This is a genomic window from Corynebacterium neomassiliense (assembly GCF_900626215.1).
GTDB classification, from domain to species: domain Bacteria; phylum Actinomycetota; class Actinomycetes; order Mycobacteriales; family Mycobacteriaceae; genus Corynebacterium; species Corynebacterium neomassiliense.
Map to the genome: position 1 here is coordinate 677,486 of NZ_LR131106.1, position 15,748 is coordinate 693,233.

Consider the following 15,748-nt stretch of genomic DNA (forward strand, 5'->3'; position numbering starts at 1 on the left):
GAGTCTAACCCGACTGACACCTCTTCAACAGTTGCAACACGCGTCACTCAAATCACATGAGTCACAGACTGCGCCTGACCACCCGCTCGACAGGACCTGTCACTGTCACGTCACAGGCCTTGTCCCTGCCGAATATCCACAGGAGAAGCTCCGAGGCAGGACCAGTGACACCAACCTCCGGACCACCGCTGCCGACCGTCAACTCCTCCACCGCGCCAGCCGGCCCGTCAGTGCGTCCCAAACGCACGGCAGGACCCGAGGGGACGATGAAACCCCGGGCCGAAAGCCGGACAGCCTTCCACAGTGCGTCCCTCTCCCCCGCGTCGAGATCACGCAGCGACCACTCCCCTCCCCCACGGCGGACATCCTCGTGATGGATGAAATTCTCGGTGAAGTTGACCACCGGGTCGAGCAACCGCATGGGGTTCCAGGGTGGCGGCCCACCACGGTACCGTTCCACCAGCTCCGGATAGGGCAGCTCCCGGTAACTGCGTGTCACCGACCGCAGCCGGCCCTCCACCGGAGAGAAGAACATGCCGGCGGCGGCGTCCGGACGGTACTCCCTGAGAACCAGGTGCACTACAAGGTCCCGGGTCGACCACCCCTCACACAACGTGGGGGCGTCCGGCCCCACCGACAGCAGAAGGTCCGCCAGGGCGACACGCTCATCTCGGGAGAAACTCATGCTTCCCGATGCTACGCGTCAACCCCGACGGACCGCGCCGTTTCCGTGACCGTCCGCCCCCCAACTGACGGTCACCGGACCACGGCCGAACCCTGCGGCAGTCCCGCAGACAGGGAGCCCGCCTGCAGGCCCGCCGCCTCCTCCCTACAGGGACGGAGCGTGGTCCTCCGGCTCGAGTTCCTCGACGACCTCACTGGTCATCGGGACGATCGTCGGAACGATCAGCGGCTCGCGCTTCCACTTGTCCTTGACGAACCTGGCGACCTTGCGCCGAAGTGCCTGGGCCATCCGGTACGGATCGTTCTCACCCTGACCCGCCAGGTCGAGCATCGTGTTGTCCACGACCTCCGCGACCTGCTTCATCATCGACTTCGAATCGTCGGAGAAGCCCTTCGCCACGACCTGGGGATCCTCCAGGGGCCGTCCGCTGCGGTTGTCGATGACGACCGTCACAGAGATCAGGCCACCTTCGGACATCGCGGTACGGTCCTCGATCTCCTCGGCTCCGACATCACCCATGGTGACACCGTCGACGTACAGGTTGCCGACGGGAATCTGCCCGACAACCTTGGCCTGACCGTCGACGAGGTCGACGACCACACCGTTCTGCGCCAGGACGGTGTTGTCCGGGTTCACACCGGTGGAGATGGCCAGCTGACGGTTGGCCCGCAGGTGACGCCACTCGCCGTGGACCGGCATCGCATTGCGCGGACGGGCCGCGTTGTAGAGGAAAAGCAGTTCCCCGGAGTAACCGTGACCGGAGGTGTGGACGTTGGCGTCCTTGTTGGTGATGACCGTTGCACCGATCTGGGCCAGCATGTTGATCACACCGAACACCGCCTCCTCATTGCCGGGAACCAGCGACGAGGACAGGATGATCAGGTCACCCGGGCGGACCGTGATCTGCCGGTGCTCGCGCCGCGCCATCCGGGACAGGGCCGCCATGGGCTCACCCTGGGTACCGGTGGTGACCAGCAGCACCTTGTGCGGGGCCAGGCGCGCCGCCTCGTCCATCGAGACGATGGTGCCGCGCGGGGCGGTGAGGAGACCGAGCCTCTCGGCGATCTCCATGTTCCGGATCATCGAACGGCCGTTGAAGGCCACCTTGCGGCCCGCCTTGACCGCCGCGTTGACGGCCATCTGGACTCGTGACACGTTCGAGGCGAAGGACGCCACGAGAACACGCTGCTTGGCCTCGCCGATGAGCCGCTCCAGTGTCGGGGCGATACCCGCCTCCGACGAGGAGACACCCGGGATAGTGGCGTTGGTGGAGTCGCAGAGGAACAGGTCGATGCCCTCATCCCCGAAACGGGACAGTGCCGGCAGGTCGGTCGGACGACCGTCAGCCGGAGTCTGGTCCAGCTTGATGTCACCGGTGTGCACCAGCAGACCGGCCGGGGTCTTCAGCGCGATACCGAGGCACTCGGGGATGGAGTGGCCCACGTTGAAGAAACGGATGTCGAAGGGCCCCCGGTTCTCGTGGGAGTTCTCGTCGACCTGGATGAGCTTCGGACGCTGCCTGTGCTCCTGGCACTTCGCGGCGATCAGCGCACAGGTGAAGCGCGACGCGATGATCGGAATGTCCGCACGCTGCTTGAGCAGCCACGGGATCGCCCCGATGTGGTCCTCGTGGCCGTGGGTGACGACCAGAGCCTCCACCCGGTCCCACTTTCCCTCGAGGTAGGAGAAGTCGGGGAGGATCAGGTCCACCCCCGGTTCGCCGGAGGACGGGAAGAGAACACCACAGTCGATGATCAGCAGTCGTTCGTGGTACTCGAAGACGGTCATGTTGCGGCCGATCTCCGAGATGCCGCCGAGCGCGACGAGACGCAGCCCGTCCCTGGGTGCCTTCGGAGGCGCCGGCAGACGCTGGGTCAGGTCCGCGCCCTGCATGGTCTGCACGGCGTTGCGGCGCCGGTCACCGGCACCTCCGCGGCCTGCACGGTTGCCCTCACGGGAACCGGAGGAGCCGCCGTTACGGCCGTGGCCCCGCCCACCGCCGTCGTTCTGGTTCTGGTGGCTGCCCTGGGAGCGGCCGCCCCTGCCGCCGCGGGAGCGGCGGGACCTGTTTCGGCTGCCCGAGCCGCCGGAGGAGTTCCCTCCCCGGTCGCCGCGGTCGGAGTCCTCCGCACGGTCGGCGGAACCGCCGTCGACAGTCACGTCAGCACGCCCGGAGCCTTCCCCGGGGTTGTCCCCGGAATCGTGGGAGGACGCCGCCCGTGCGGCAGCCCCCCCGTCGTTGAACGCCGGCGCCGCGGCAGCCGCAGCGGAGTTGGCGGGGGCGTTCTGGTCGGTCGAAGGCCGGTTCACGGCCTCCGCAGCCGCTGCTGTCTCAGCACTCGGCGGAGCAGCCTTACGGGTCACTTTCCGTGCCCGGGAGCGGTTGTCAGTCATATGTTTCCTTACACGCCTGCTGAACGCAGGTCTTCTTCAAGCCGGGAGTACTCTTCCGGCGTCGGTTCGATGATCGGCAGGCGCGGTGCGCCCACCTCGATCCCCCGGAGCTTCAGCGCCGCCTTCGCGAATGCCACACCACCCAGACGTGCCTGTGCCGCCATCAGCGGGCGCAGGCGGTTGGAGATGGCACGGGCACCGGGGATATCCCCGGAGACCGCGGCCTCGCGCATGGCGCGCAGCTGGGCGGGAGCGGCGTGGCCGATCACTGAGATCAGACCGGTGGCGCCGACTGCCAGCCACGGGACATTGAGAGGGTCATCCCCGGAGTACCACGCGAGATCCGTCTCCTCCATCAGCTGCATGGCCGCCGGAACATCACCTTTGGCGTCCTTGACAGCCCGGATGTTCGGATGCCCGGCCAGTCGGCGCATCGTGTCCGGTTCGATCGCCACGACCGAACGGGACGGGATGTCGTAGAGGCAGACAGGGGTATCTACCGCGTCAGCCACAGCGGTGAAGTGCCGGTACAGGCCTTCCTGGCTGGGGCGGGAGTAGTAGGGGGTGACCACGAGCAGGCCGTCCGCACCGGCCGCCTCGGCGGCCTTCGACTGCGCCACGGATTCCGCGGTGCTGTACGTACCTGAACCGGCGACCAGTTTCACACCGGTCCCCAGTTCGGCGCGGATCGCCTTGAGCAGGTTGAGCTTCTCCCCGGGGGAGACGGTCGGGGATTCCCCGGTCGTTCCGCCGATGACCAGGGCGTCAAGTCCTTTGTCCACCAGGTGCCCCGCAAGGGCCACTCCGGCGTCGGTGTCGAGGTCTCCGTCTTTCGTGAAAGGGGTGACCATGGCCACAGAGACCGTACCGAAGAACTCAGCGCACTCTGTCGCTGCATTACCTGTGCTCATGACCCCCCAGGTTACCGTCCCGGACCCCGGAAGTGTGTACCGGGGCTCCGGTGGGTCGCGTCAACCTTTCCACCGGTCTGACTCCCGGCGAACCTCACCCCGCCACCGCGGAGCCCCGGGGAGGTCGACCGCAGTGCCCCGGGGAGGTCACATGTCGGCGACGTAGGGGCTTGTCGCCGTCTCCGAACCGTCACGCAGCCGGGTGACGGTGAAGTCGGAGAAGATCCCGGGACTCAGCTCATTGAGCAGGTGGAGGCAGGCCACCGCCACGCCCCTGATCTCCGGGTCGGCGTGCTCCGCGGCACGCATCGCGATGAAGTGCCGCCAGGACCGCAGGTTCCCGGTCATCACGAACCGGGTCTCCGTCGCATTCGGCAGCACCGAACGCGCCGCCTGACGTGCCTGCTTGGCACGCAGCACCGTGTTGGACTCACCGGCGAACTTCTCCTCCAGGGCCACCAGAAGCTCCTCGTAGGCGTCCCTGGCAACACCGGTGGACCGCAGGAACAGTTCCTCCAGGTCCGGGTCGCCGGCGATGCTGTCGGGAACCACGACCCGGGAGTCGCCCGAGGGGACGTACCTCTGCGACAGCTGGCTGAACGAGAAATGCCTGTGACGCATGATCTCCTGGGCGCAGGACCGGGAGACACCGCGCAGGTACACGGAGGCGGAGGCGTGTTCGAGCAGGCTGAGGTGACCCACGTCCATGATGTGGCGAACGTAGGCGTCCGCGGTGGCGGTGTGGGGGTTGGGCCGGTCCCAGGTCTCGTAGCAGGCCCGCCCCGAGAACTCCACGAGAGATTCGGCGTCACCCGCCGACGGGTCGGGCCGCCAGTCCACGTCCTCCGGGGGTGTGAACGTCGTGTGTGCGATGAGCCGGACGGAGAACTCGGCCGGTGTTGCGCTCACGGTCCTCCCCCTATTCTGCGTCGGAGGTGGGGCCGGCACCCGTGTCACCGGACAAGCCCGGCCCGTCGAGTCCGAGGAACTTCTCCAGGCCGACGGTCAGTCCCGGGGCGCCCGCGACCTTGTCGATCCCGAGCAGGACGCCGGGAACGAAGGATTCACGGTCGTAGGAGTCCTGCCGGATCGTCAGGGTCTGACCCGCCGCACCGAAGATCACCTGCTCATGGGCGACCATGCCGGTCATGCGCACCGCATGGACCGGGATGCCGTCGACATCGGCTCCCCTGGCCCCGGGGAGCTCCTGCTCGGTCGCGTCGGGCTGTGCCCCCAGACCCGCCGAACGTCGGGCCCGGGCGATCCCTTCGGCGGTGTGCACCGCGGTACCGGAGGGGGCGTCCTTCTTGTTCGGGTGGTGCAGTTCGATGACCTCGGCGGAATCGAAGAACGGGGCGGCGATCTCCGCGAGCTTCATCGTCAGGACCGCGGACACGGCGAAGTTCGGTGCCACGAGGACGCCGACCTGCGGATTCTCCGCGAGCCATCCGCGCAGGCGCCCGTAACGCTCCTCGGTCCAGCCCGTCGTCCCCACCACGGCATGTATCCCGTGGGAGACGCAGAACTCCAGGTTCGCCATCACGGCGTCAGGCACGGTGAAGTCGACGACGACCTCGGTACCGGAGGACACCAGTTCCTCCGGGTCGTCTCCGTGGCCCAATGCGGCCGAGAGTTCCAGTCCCGCGGTGCGTTCCACTGCGGCGACCACCGCTGCACCGACCCTGCCCCGGGCACCCAGGACACCAACCTTCGTCATTGTCTTCAGCTCCTCACGTGTTGTGGTGGTGACGGGTCCCGACTAGTCCTCGACGAGGACCAGCGAGATCTTGCCACGGTTGTCGATGTCCGCGATCTCGACCTCGAGGGCGTCACCGACATGTGTCTCGTCCTCGACCTTCTCCACCCGGCGGTCGCCGCCGAGGTTGGAGATGTGCAGCAGCCCGTCCCGGCCCGGCAGGAGTGAGACGAAGGCACCGAAAGTCGTGGTTTTCACGACAGTTCCCAGGAAACGGTCACCGACTTTCGGGAGCTGGGGGTTCGCGATGGAGTTCACCTTGTCGAGGGCGGATTCCGCGGCCCGACCGTCTGCGGCGGAGACGAAGACCGTGCCGTCGTCCTCGATGGAGATGTTCGCCCCGGTTTCCTCGGTGATCTGGTTGATCGTCTTGCCCTTCGGGCCGATCAGCTCACCGATCTTGTTCTGGGGGATCTTCACGGTGGTGATGCGGGGGGCGAACTCGCTCATCTCCTCCGGTCCGTCGATGGCCTCCGCCATCGTCGAGAGGATCTCCAGGCGGGCTCCGCGGGCCTGCGTCAGGGCGTCCGCGAGGACCTTGGCGGGGATGCCGTCGACCTTGGTGTCGAGCTGGAGCGCGGTGATGAAGTCAGCGGTTCCGGCGACCTTGAAGTCCATGTCGCCGAAGGCGTCCTCCGCCCCGAGAATATCGGTGAGGGTGACGTAGGTCTCCTTACCGTCGACCTCCCCGGTGACCAGACCCATGGCGATCCCGGCGACAGGCGCCTTCAGAGGCACGCCGGCATTGTAGAGGGACAGGGTGGAGGCACACACCGACCCCATCGAGGTTGAACCGTTGGAACCCAGCGCCTCGGAAACCTGCCGGATGGTGTACGGGAACACCTCACGTGACGGGATGACCGGCAGCAGGGCACGCTCTGCAAGCGCACCGTGCCCGATCTCGCGTCGCTTCGGGGAACCGACCCGTCCTGTCTCGCCGGTGGAGTAGGGCGGGAAGTTGTAGTGGTGGATGTAACGCTTGTGGTCCACCGGGCCGAGGCTGTCGATCTGCTGCTCCATCTTGAGCATGTCGAGGGTGGTGACACCGAGGATCTGGGTCTCCCCCCTCTCGAACAGGGCGGAACCGTGTGCCCGGGGAACCAGGTCGATCATCACGCCCAGATCCCGGATGGCGGTCGTGTCCCGGCCGTCGATACGGAATCCGCTGGTCAGGATGCGCTCACGCACGATCTGACGGCTGACCTCGTTGTGGGCGTTGCGGATCTCGGCCTCACGGCCCTCGTAGTCGCCGGAGAGAGCCTCGACCGCGGCGTCCATGTTCGCCGCCAGTGCCTCGTCCCGCTCCTGCTTGTCGGCGATCGCCATGATCCCGCGCAGTGCCTCGGCGGACTCGGATTCGACGGACGCGAAGACGTCCTCCCCGAAGGCGGGGAAGAGCTCGAACTCACGGGTGTGGTCCGAACCCGCGGCGTCCACCAGGGCAGCCTGTGCACCGCACAGTTCGGCGATGAACGGCCGCGCCGCCTCGATACCCTCGGCGACCACGGTCTCGGTCGGGGCCGGGGCTCCCTCGGCGATCCTCTCGACGACGTTCTCGGTGGCTCCCGCCTCCACCATCATCACGACGACATTGTCACCCGGGGTCGGGCGACGGCGTCCGCGGGGCTTCTTCACCTCGGAGATGCGGCCGGCGACAACGAGTTCAAAGACAGCCTGCTCATGCTGGGAGCGGGTCGGGAAAGCCACCCACTGGCCCTCCGGGTGAGCCTCGTCGACGACGAGTGCCATACGCACACCGCCGACAGGGCCGGACACCGGGAGACCGGAGAGCTGGGTGGAGGCGGACGCCGCGTTGATCGCGACGACGTCGTACATGTCCTCGGGGTCCAGGGACATGACCGTGACAACGACCTGGACCTCATTGCGCAGTCCCTTGGCGAAGGTCGGACGCAGCGGACGGTCGATGAGGCGGCAGGCGAGGATGGCCTCTGTACCGGGGCGTCCTTCCCTGCGGAAGAAGCTGCCGGGGATCCTCCCTGCGGCGTACATCCTCTCCTCCACGTCCACAGTCAGGGGGAAGAAGTCGAGGTTCTCACGGGGGTGCCTTGACGCTGTCGTGGTCGACAGCAGCATGGTGTCGTCGTCAAGGTAGGCGGTGACGGAGCCGTCGGCCTGCCTGGCGAGCAGGCCCGTCTCGAAGGTCAGGGTCCTGGTACCGAAGTCGCCGTTGTCTATCGTGGCGACAGACTCCCACACTCCGGAGTCAGGGTCGATCAGTTCGGCGGTATGGGTGGGCGCCGGGGTGTTCTTCTTTTTCGTCGTCATGACGGTGTTGTGTGACCTTTCGGGTCTTCTCTCCGTGGTCCCGCAGTTACGGGCACCGATCATCGATGTCGGCGTCGGAAATATCTCGGACAATTACCGCACTAGACAGTACACCAGTGAGACGACAGAACCCCGCACCACCGTGACGGTGGTGCGGGGTTCACGACGTACGACGCCGGGACGGTCGGACCGCCCGGCACACGGACTAGCGGCGCAGACCGAGTCGCTCGATCAGGGACCGGTACCGGGTGACGTCGTTCTCCTGCAGGTACTTCAGCAGACCCTTACGACGACCGACCAGCAGCAGCAGTCCACGACGGGAATGGTGGTCGTGCCGGTGGAACTTGAGGTGCTCGGTCAGCTGACGGATACGGACCGTCAGCAGGGCGACCTGCGCCTCGGGGGAACCGGTGTCGGTCTCGTGGAGGCCGAACTCCTTGAGGGTCTCGGCCTTCTGCTCCTTGGTGAGAGCCATGGTGAATCTCCTGGAAGTTGTTTCAGTCCGCGCTGAACAAGGGATGGAACGTCAGTGACTACCGCAGACCACAGTCACGCAACCGCAAGAGAATATCACTCCGGTTCGCGGGGAACCAAACGCCGGGTCTCCGAGACATCCCGGTCGATGGCGGCGATGAGGGAGTCCAGGTTGTCGTAGGTCTCCATGCCACGAATACGGTCGGTGAAACTGACCGTCACCTTCCGCCCGTAAAGGTCAGCCTCATGATCGAGGACATAGGCCTCGACACTGCGGGTCTCGTCACCGAATGTCGGGTTGGTGCCCACGGAGATGGCGGCGGGAAGGTGGACGTCGACGGCCATGTCCCCCACCAGAGCTCCGGCCGGGTCCTTCCTCGTGGGCAGTATCCGGAGGTCTCCGGCGTAGACCCCGTCCGCCGGCAGTGCCTGGGTGTCCGGGAAGTACAGGTTCGCCGTGGGGAACCCGAGGGCGGCACCGCCACGCCCGGCTCCCCGGGTGACGACGCCGCGGACGGTGAAGTTCCTGCCCAGGGCGTGTCCGGCTGCCGCGACATCTCCTTCGGCGAGCCGCTGCCGGATCCAGGTGGAACAGATCACGTGCTCCTGTGCCGCGGCTCCCGTCCTGTCCGGGTCGCCGGGGTCCTGCAGCAGGCCGTGGACGACCACGTCCACCCCTGCTTCCTCACCGAGTTCACGCATGGTCTCGGCGGTACCGGCGGCCAGGTGTCCGAAGGTGAAGTTCTCCCCGATGACCACGGCTCTGGCGTGCAGAACCCCGCGGATCACCCGGTCGAAGTAGGTCCGGGGGCTCCAGCCCGCAAGCTCCCGGTCGAAGTTGATCACGAGCATCGCGTCGATGCCGTACTTTGCGGCACTGACGGAACGCTGTTCCAGCGACGCCAGGGCAGGCGGGACGGCGTCCGGGCGGAAGAAGACGGTGGGATGGGGGTCGAAGGTCACCATCACCGCCGGCACTCCGAGTTGACGCGCGCGCTGTACCGCCGACGCTATGAGCTGCTGGTGCCCCCGGTGGACGCCGTCGAAGACGCCGATGGTGACGACGGAGCCCGTGAGGTCGTCGGGCACCTGTTCCAGTCCGTTCCAGATATCCACGGGCACCACACTACGACATCTGCGGCCCCGGCCTAGACTGTGCTCCATGCCGAGAACCGACCCCCGCCCCGTCCTGGACCGTTCCGGACTCGTCATCGTCGACAAACCGGCCGGCATGACCAGTCACGATGTCGTCGGCCGGATGAGACGTATCTTCCGTACCCGGCGCATCGGCCATTCCGGGACACTCGATCCCGCCGCCACCGGGGTACTGGTGGTCGGGGTGGAACGCGGCACCCGCTTTCTGGCGCATGTCGTGACCCATGACAAGCGTTATGCGGCGACGGTCCGGTTCGGAGCTTCCACGCTGACCGACGACGCCGAGGGCGAGGTTCTCTCCACCGCGGATCCGTCGCAACTGGCGGCACTGACCGCAGACCGGATCCGTGCCGCGTTCGCGGAGCAGACCGGCGAGATCATGCAGAGGCCGAGTTCGGTCAGTTCGGTGAAGGTCGACGGTCGTCGTGCCCATGAGCTTGTCCGGGAGGGGGTGGAGGTGGTGCTGCCGGAGCGCCCGGTCACAGTGTTCTCCCTCGAGGTGGACGAGGTGCGTCTTCTGCCCCGCTCCGCTTCAGGTGGCCGGGGTACGGACGGAGGGGAGGACGCCACTCACGCCGGGCTGTCCGGACTGTCCGGGGAGGCTGTCGTCGAGGCGGATATCCGGGTGCACTGCTCCTCGGGCACGTACATCCGGGCGATTGCGCGGGATGTGGGCGAGTCGCTCGGGGTCGGAGGTCATCTCACCGCTCTGCGCCGCCTGTCCGTCGGCCCCTTCGACGTCACCGAGGCACGGACGCTCCCCCTGCTCGAAGGTTCGGGCGATCCCGCCGGAACAGGTTCGGCGGAGACTGCCGCCGCCGAGAGGTCCGGTTCTTCCCCGGTGCCGGCCCTGTCGCTCACCCTGGACGAGGCGATGGTCCGGTGCTTCCCGGTGCGTGCGGTCTCCGAGGAGGAGGGGGACGCCCTGGCCCTGGGCAAATGGCTCGACCCCGTCGGTGAGGACGGGGTCGTCGCCGCGGTCACCCCGTCCGGGAGAGCTGTGGCCCTTCTGGAGGAGAGTGGCGGACGGGCGCGGAGTGTCTTCGTCGCCCGGCCTGCGGGGATGCGTTGAGTTTTCCGGGTACCCTGTTCCCGCTGTCGGGGAGGACGGTACCCGGGCCGCGTGTCACGGCCTCGGGTTGATCACCCTGCCCCAGGTGGACTTGTTGCCCCAGACGTTCTGCCTCAGCCCTTCGAGCTGCAGAATCTGGGAGTGGTCGACGAAGAGATTGCACTCGTTGCCGTAGTTCTTGACATACCACTCGAACACGGGGCCGTCGGCGGCCTCGAACATGACGTTCTCGAGTCCGAGCCCGTTGATGATGGACGCCGCTGCGGCGGTGTTCCATTCCACGACATTTTCCGTGATGCCCTCCGACTCGATCATGATGATCGAGGCTCCGGCGTCGAGTGCCCGCTTTCCACGGTCGACGAGATCACCGATGTCTTTCGCGGATTCGGCGGCGAGCTCTGCCTCGGAGGAGTCTCCACCGGATCCGATCTGGATGCCGAGTTCCGGTTTCGCCTTGAGCCCTGCCTTGACGACCTTGTCGACGAGACGCTCGAGACCGCTGGTGGGAAGCATGATGAAGCCCGTGGAGATCTCGATGACGTCGAAGCCGACGTCCTTGGCTTCGCGCAGGTAGTGGTCGACGGCGTCGTCACCGTAGCGCAGGACGGTCTCGATCCACCCGCCCGAGGAGACGTAGGCGTCGTTCTCGTGGGCGATGTCGCTGAACTTCCTGACCTGCTCAGGCGGGACAAGGGAGAAGGAACCGCCCGCCCACTTGATGCCGTCCACCCACTGGCCTGCGACGTCGAACACATCCTGCAGGTGACGTGTGCCGAAGGTGTTGTAGTACGGCGCCCGGATCTCGGTCATGCCGAAGGACCTGGGCTTGGCCGGCCGGTAGGCACGCGGGACGAAGTCGAAGGACACGTTGAAGCCGGTGGCGTTGCTGTTCTCGCTCATGGGGAGCCTCTCTGGTGGTGGTGTGGTGTGGTGTGGTGGTGTGCCGGGGAGTCAGACGGTCGCGGTCACGGCGTCGCGGGTGGTGCTGACCTTCGCCAGGGCGGCGGTCAGCTCGCTGACGCGGTGGTTCTCCAGGTCGTGGACGATGCCGGCGATCTCGTCCCGCAGCGCGGAATCGGTGAACGGTGTGGTGAGAGCGTCGAACTTACGGCGTGCGCCCTCCCAGTCCAGCGGCTGGGTGAAGAAGCCGTCGTAGGCGGACTCTTCACGGGTGTAGGAGGTACCGTCGTCGAGGGTGACGGTCACGACTGCGGGCATCTCATCCGGGAAGCGGTCCGACAGCGCCTGGTCAGGGGTGATGGTGACCTTCTTCATCAGTGACTGGACATCGTCGGCGACGATGCGCTCAGGCGCGTACTGCGGCGGGTTGAGTTCACCGTCCAGCAGTGCGACGGCGAGCATCCAGGGAAGCGAGTGGTCCGCCTCTTCCTTGGTGCGGACAGTCTGTTTGTCACCCTCCTCACCGCCTCCGATGATGGAGTAGGCGACGTCGAAGGTGGTGAGTGCGATCGAGGCGATCTTCGACGGGTCGATGCCGTGCTCGGCGCGGAGCTTGAGTGCGGCGTCCAGTGCCGACTGTGAGTGGATCTCCGCGTTGTACTTCTTGATGATGCTGCGCGTGACCCGCTCGAGGTTCTCCTTCGACCAGTCCAGTTCATAGTGACCGGCGAGGTCCTTGAAGCCCTTGTTGCCCTCGAAGACCTCTTCAGGCCCGGTGATGCCCCGGGACGCCAGCAGTGCCGACCATGTGCCCTCCTTGGAGACGTGGGGGTAGGCCAGTCCCTTCCAGTTCGAGAGGTTGCCGGTCCTGGTGACCCTGAGTGCCACGTTGGCGGTGCCCGCCATCGCCACAGCGTTGGCGATCTGCTCCGCGGGCAGTCCCATGGCCTTGGCGGCAGCGGCCGCGGCGGCGAAGGCACCCTGCGTGGTGTGGTCGAATCCGAGGGCCCTGACCGGTGCGACGTCCGAGAGACGTGAATGCACCTGGTAGGCGACAGCGAAAGCGGTGAGGAGTTCGGCTCCGCCGGCGTCGACGGACTCTGCCGACGCGAGGACTGCGCCGAAGTTGTCGGACGGGTGGTTCGTCTCCCCCTTGGCGAGGTAGGCGTCCATGAAATCGAGGTACCGGCTCAGTGCGCTGTTGAAGAAGGCCGCCCGTTCCGGTGTCGTCTTCCCGCCTCCGATGAGGGTGGACTGTTCGGTGCCGCCGAGGTCCTCGAGCAGTCCGCGGATCGCCACGATGGGTTCGGCGTCCAGTGCTCCGACGGCGACGCCCAGGGTGTCGAGGACCCTGATCTTGAGCTGTTCCAGCGCCTCAGGGCTGAGATCCCGGAGGGTCGCCTTCTCGACGAACTTGGCCAGTTCCTGCACTTCTGTCACGTGGTGCTCCTTACGGGGTGGTGAGGTGAGGATATTGTCATGTGGTTAGGCTCCCCTTTGTTTTCAGGGGCCGTGGCTGAACGGTCCCGCGATTTGGAACGAAAAACAAGATGTTTGTGATGTATTGCACATTCGACGGAGTGGAGTACAGCACCGCGCCCCCGATTCCGCGGCGTGTCCGCCGATGCTCTACAATGCCAATCAGTGAGACGTCGGCTCCCGACCTGTGAGACGGCGTCCATCCCCGACAACAACGAAGGATGAGTGAGGAACCCCCATGGCCAGCAACCAGATCACCTGGAACGGCGGACTCCAGCAGGAGGCTGTCGAGCTGCTCAGCACCCCCGGGCACATCGTCGTCACCCCGACGAAGGTCGGGTACATCATCGCCACGAGCGACAGGGAGGGCCTGGAGCGCAAGTTCGCAGTGAAGCACCGCAGGCGCAACAAGCCCGGAGTGGTGCTCTGCGGTTCCCTCGAACAGCTCGAGGAACTCGCCCAGCTGACCCCGGAGATCAGGAAGTTCTACCAGACCTGCGTCGACCGTGACATCCTCATGGGCTGCATCCTGCCCTGGAAGGACGGGGCCCGCGAGAAGTACATGCCGGAAGGCGCCGAAGAGCTGGCCACCGACGTCCGCGGCACCTCCTGCTTCGTCCTCAAGTTCGGCGTACCCGGCGAACTGCTGGCCCGTGAACTGTGGGAGAAGGACCGCCGGCTGATCTTCGCGTCCTCAGCCAACCCGTCCGGAAAGGGCAACCGCGGGGTCGTCGAAGGCATCGGCGAGGAGATCGCCGAGGAAGCCGACCTGGTTATCGAAGGCGACAGCTACGTCGCCTCCATCCAGCCCGACAAGACCGTCGAGACCCGCTACGCCCAGGGCGTCATGGTCTCCATGGTCGACGACGAGGGCAATCTGGTCCCGGAACAGAACGGTGAGCGTGGCATCACCCCCTGCCCCACCCTGATCCGCAAGGGCCTCTACAACGACGAGATCGTCCTGATCCTCTCCGACCAGTTCAACTCCTGGGACTTCCGTCAGGGCGGATACTACTGACCCGTCCGCGGTTCAGGGCTCCGCGCGCAGGCTCCCCGCCTACGCCCGGACGCCGCACACCGTGGCGACGTAGCCGCCCCGGACCACCCACGACCCGTGGATCTCATCCACCGGCGTCGGACTGGTGAGGAGACGGGCGCGCCACGATCCGCCGACATACCCCTGCCCCGCCCCACCCGCGGAACCGGCGGACCCCACGTCGCCCCGGCTCATATCCAGGGCGACCTCCGCCTCGTCAAAGTCGAGGAAGCGGCCGGCGAGCGGGAACCAGGACTTGTACACCGTCTCCTTGGCGGAGAACAGCACAGTGCCCAGGAGCCGTTCCCGCCCGGTGTCACCGACCAGGCGGGACAGTGCCCACCTCTCCGACGGCGAAGTCACCGCATTGAAGACCCCCGCCGGCAACGGCACGGCCTGTTCGACGTCCAGACCGACACTGCGCCACGTCACGGCGTCCCCCACCAGCGCACCTCTGATGCCCTCGGTGTGCGAGAGCGTGCCGACCACACCGTCGGGAAACAACGGCATTCCGCTGTCCCCACGCAGAATCGGAATGTCGCACGCCTCTGTCCCCCACCGTCGCAGCGCCTCGTGGGCGCACCACCGGGCGTCCCCGAAGTCGGACCTGCGGGACGCCACCGCTCTGGCCACGAGGTGCCGTTCCCTGGGGTGCAGAGCTTCGTAGCGCTCCAGGTCCGGTGTTCCGTCGGTGTGCAGTTCCACCACCGATGTTCCGGAGGGCAGTTCCAGGTGTGACAGCAGAGAGGGGTGGTCGTTGCCGTGCCGGTCGACCGCCGTGACGCGGGAAGATGAGAGGATCATTCGGGAACCTCCGTGAGAACAGGGTAGGGCCAGAGTTGACGTTCGAGGCGTGGGGGAAGGGACACCGCCTGTTCGCGGGGGTAGCCCAACGACACCTCGACGTGGGTCACCCCTCCGATCTCCCGGACGACAGGAATGTGGAGATGTCCGTAGACCACCGTGGACGCCCGGAACCTCACCGGCCAGTCCTGGGTGTCCCGGGTACCTGACCACAGTGCGATCTCGGGGATGTTCAGACGGTCAGTGACCTCCCGTACCAGCGGCCAATGGTTGACCAGTACGGTCGGCCCGGTGGTCCGGGACAGCCGACGCACAGTGTAACCCAGTCGTTGCCTGCACCATGCGGGAACGTCGACGTACGGGGAGATCGCCACCTGGTCGGTGAACACCACGCCCTTCTCGGCGGCGGCGTCCAGCGCCTGTGCCGCGGTGAGGGAGGGGTCCCTCCACGAATGGTCGTAGAGCGTGAACATCGGTACCACTGTATGCCCCCCGAACTGCGGGTAGGCGTCCTCCGGGGTGACGACGCCCAGTTCGCGGCAGCCACGGACCAGCTCCCGGTACCTGTCTTCGCCGCGGAAGCGGTCTCCGGGGCGGCTGAACAGTTCATGGTTGCCGGGGACCCAGATCACCCGGCGGAACCGGTCAGCGAGCATTCCGAGGGTGTCGAGGACGGTGGCGGTGTCTTCTGCCACATCGCCGGCGACGATCAGCTCGTCCCCCGCAGTCCCCGGATGGACGAGCCGGTCGACAAGGTCCCGGTTTCCGGGGACTGCGACGTGCAGGTCGGACACTG

14 protein-coding genes are annotated in these 15,748 nt (G+C 66.5%); 2 read left to right on the top strand and 12 right to left on the bottom strand.

Annotated features, from left to right (window positions below):
- Positions 1 to 61: 61 nt before the first annotated feature.
- From E0E18_RS02960 to E0E18_RS02995, 8 genes are all read right to left on the bottom strand, one after another.
- Positions 62 to 685 carry a TIGR03085 family metal-binding protein gene (locus E0E18_RS02960; RefSeq protein WP_130839298.1) on the bottom strand — a complete coding sequence of 208 codons (624 nt, stop codon included), beginning with the start codon at positions 683 to 685 and terminating at the stop codon, positions 62 to 64.
- A 144-nt stretch (positions 686 to 829) separates the two neighbouring features.
- Positions 830 to 3,079: a ribonuclease J gene (locus tag E0E18_RS02965; RefSeq protein WP_130839299.1), complete on the bottom strand. Its 2,250-nt coding sequence runs from the start codon at positions 3,077 to 3,079 to the stop codon at positions 830 to 832.
- A gap of 8 nt (positions 3,080 to 3,087) precedes the next feature.
- Complete coding sequence (gene dapA / locus E0E18_RS02970; protein ID WP_066582889.1) at positions 3,088 to 3,990, bottom strand: 4-hydroxy-tetrahydrodipicolinate synthase; 903 nt, start codon at positions 3,988 to 3,990, stop codon at positions 3,088 to 3,090.
- A 147-nt stretch (positions 3,991 to 4,137) separates the two neighbouring features.
- Positions 4,138 to 4,899 (bottom strand): FAD-dependent thymidylate synthase, encoded by a 762-nt coding sequence (gene thyX / locus E0E18_RS02975; protein WP_110481333.1) that lies wholly within the window; start codon positions 4,897 to 4,899, stop codon positions 4,138 to 4,140.
- 10 nt (positions 4,900 to 4,909) lie between these two features.
- Positions 4,910 to 5,707 (bottom strand): 4-hydroxy-tetrahydrodipicolinate reductase, encoded by a 798-nt coding sequence (gene dapB / locus E0E18_RS02980; RefSeq protein WP_066582892.1) that lies wholly within the window; start codon positions 5,705 to 5,707, stop codon positions 4,910 to 4,912.
- A 42-nt stretch (positions 5,708 to 5,749) separates the two neighbouring features.
- Positions 5,750 to 8,032, bottom strand: coding sequence for a polyribonucleotide nucleotidyltransferase (locus E0E18_RS02985; RefSeq protein ID WP_130839300.1), 2,283 nt, complete (start codon positions 8,030 to 8,032; stop codon positions 5,750 to 5,752).
- Positions 8,033 to 8,237: 205 nt separating this feature from the next.
- Positions 8,238 to 8,507, bottom strand: a complete 270-nt coding sequence (gene rpsO, locus E0E18_RS02990; RefSeq protein ID WP_066582894.1) for a 30S ribosomal protein S15 — start codon at positions 8,505 to 8,507, stop codon at positions 8,238 to 8,240.
- Positions 8,508 to 8,602: 95 nt separating this feature from the next.
- Entirely contained in the window at positions 8,603 to 9,622 is a 1,020-nt protein-coding gene (locus E0E18_RS02995) for a bifunctional riboflavin kinase/FAD synthetase (RefSeq protein WP_066585657.1), read from the bottom strand.
- 46 nt (positions 9,623 to 9,668) lie between these two features.
- Between E0E18_RS02995 and truB the strand changes: the two genes are divergently transcribed.
- Positions 9,669 to 10,733, top strand: a complete 1,065-nt coding sequence (truB, locus tag E0E18_RS03000) for a tRNA pseudouridine(55) synthase TruB (protein ID WP_066582897.1) — start codon at positions 9,669 to 9,671, stop codon at positions 10,731 to 10,733.
- A 54-nt stretch (positions 10,734 to 10,787) separates the two neighbouring features.
- Here the strand turns inward: truB and E0E18_RS03005 are convergent, their stop codons facing one another.
- Positions 10,788 to 11,633, bottom strand: a complete 846-nt coding sequence (locus E0E18_RS03005) for a phosphosulfolactate synthase (protein ID WP_066582899.1) — start codon at positions 11,631 to 11,633, stop codon at positions 10,788 to 10,790.
- Positions 11,634 to 11,684: 51 nt separating this feature from the next.
- On the bottom strand, positions 11,685 to 13,073 hold the full coding sequence (locus E0E18_RS03010) for an MmgE/PrpD family protein (protein ID WP_066582901.1): 1,389 nt from the start codon (positions 13,071 to 13,073) through the stop codon (positions 11,685 to 11,687).
- Between the two features lie 277 nt (positions 13,074 to 13,350).
- Between E0E18_RS03010 and E0E18_RS03015 the strand changes: the two genes are divergently transcribed.
- The gene (locus E0E18_RS03015; protein WP_066582902.1) at positions 13,351 to 14,130 is read left to right on the top strand and encodes an L-threonylcarbamoyladenylate synthase; all 780 of its coding nucleotides are present in this window, start codon (positions 13,351 to 13,353) and stop codon (positions 14,128 to 14,130) included.
- Positions 14,131 to 14,169: 39 nt separating this feature from the next.
- On the opposite strand, the gene E0E18_RS03020 is transcribed toward E0E18_RS03015, so the two are convergent.
- Entirely contained in the window at positions 14,170 to 14,952 is a 783-nt protein-coding gene (locus E0E18_RS03020; RefSeq protein WP_066582903.1) for a 4'-phosphopantetheinyl transferase family protein, read from the bottom strand.
- A complete protein-coding gene (locus tag E0E18_RS03025; RefSeq protein WP_237559607.1) occupies positions 14,949 to 15,746 on the bottom strand; it encodes a metallophosphoesterase family protein in 798 nt (265 codons plus the stop codon). The genes E0E18_RS03020 and E0E18_RS03025 overlap by 4 nt, the downstream gene beginning before the upstream one ends.
- Between the last annotated feature and the right edge of the window lie 2 nt (positions 15,747 to 15,748).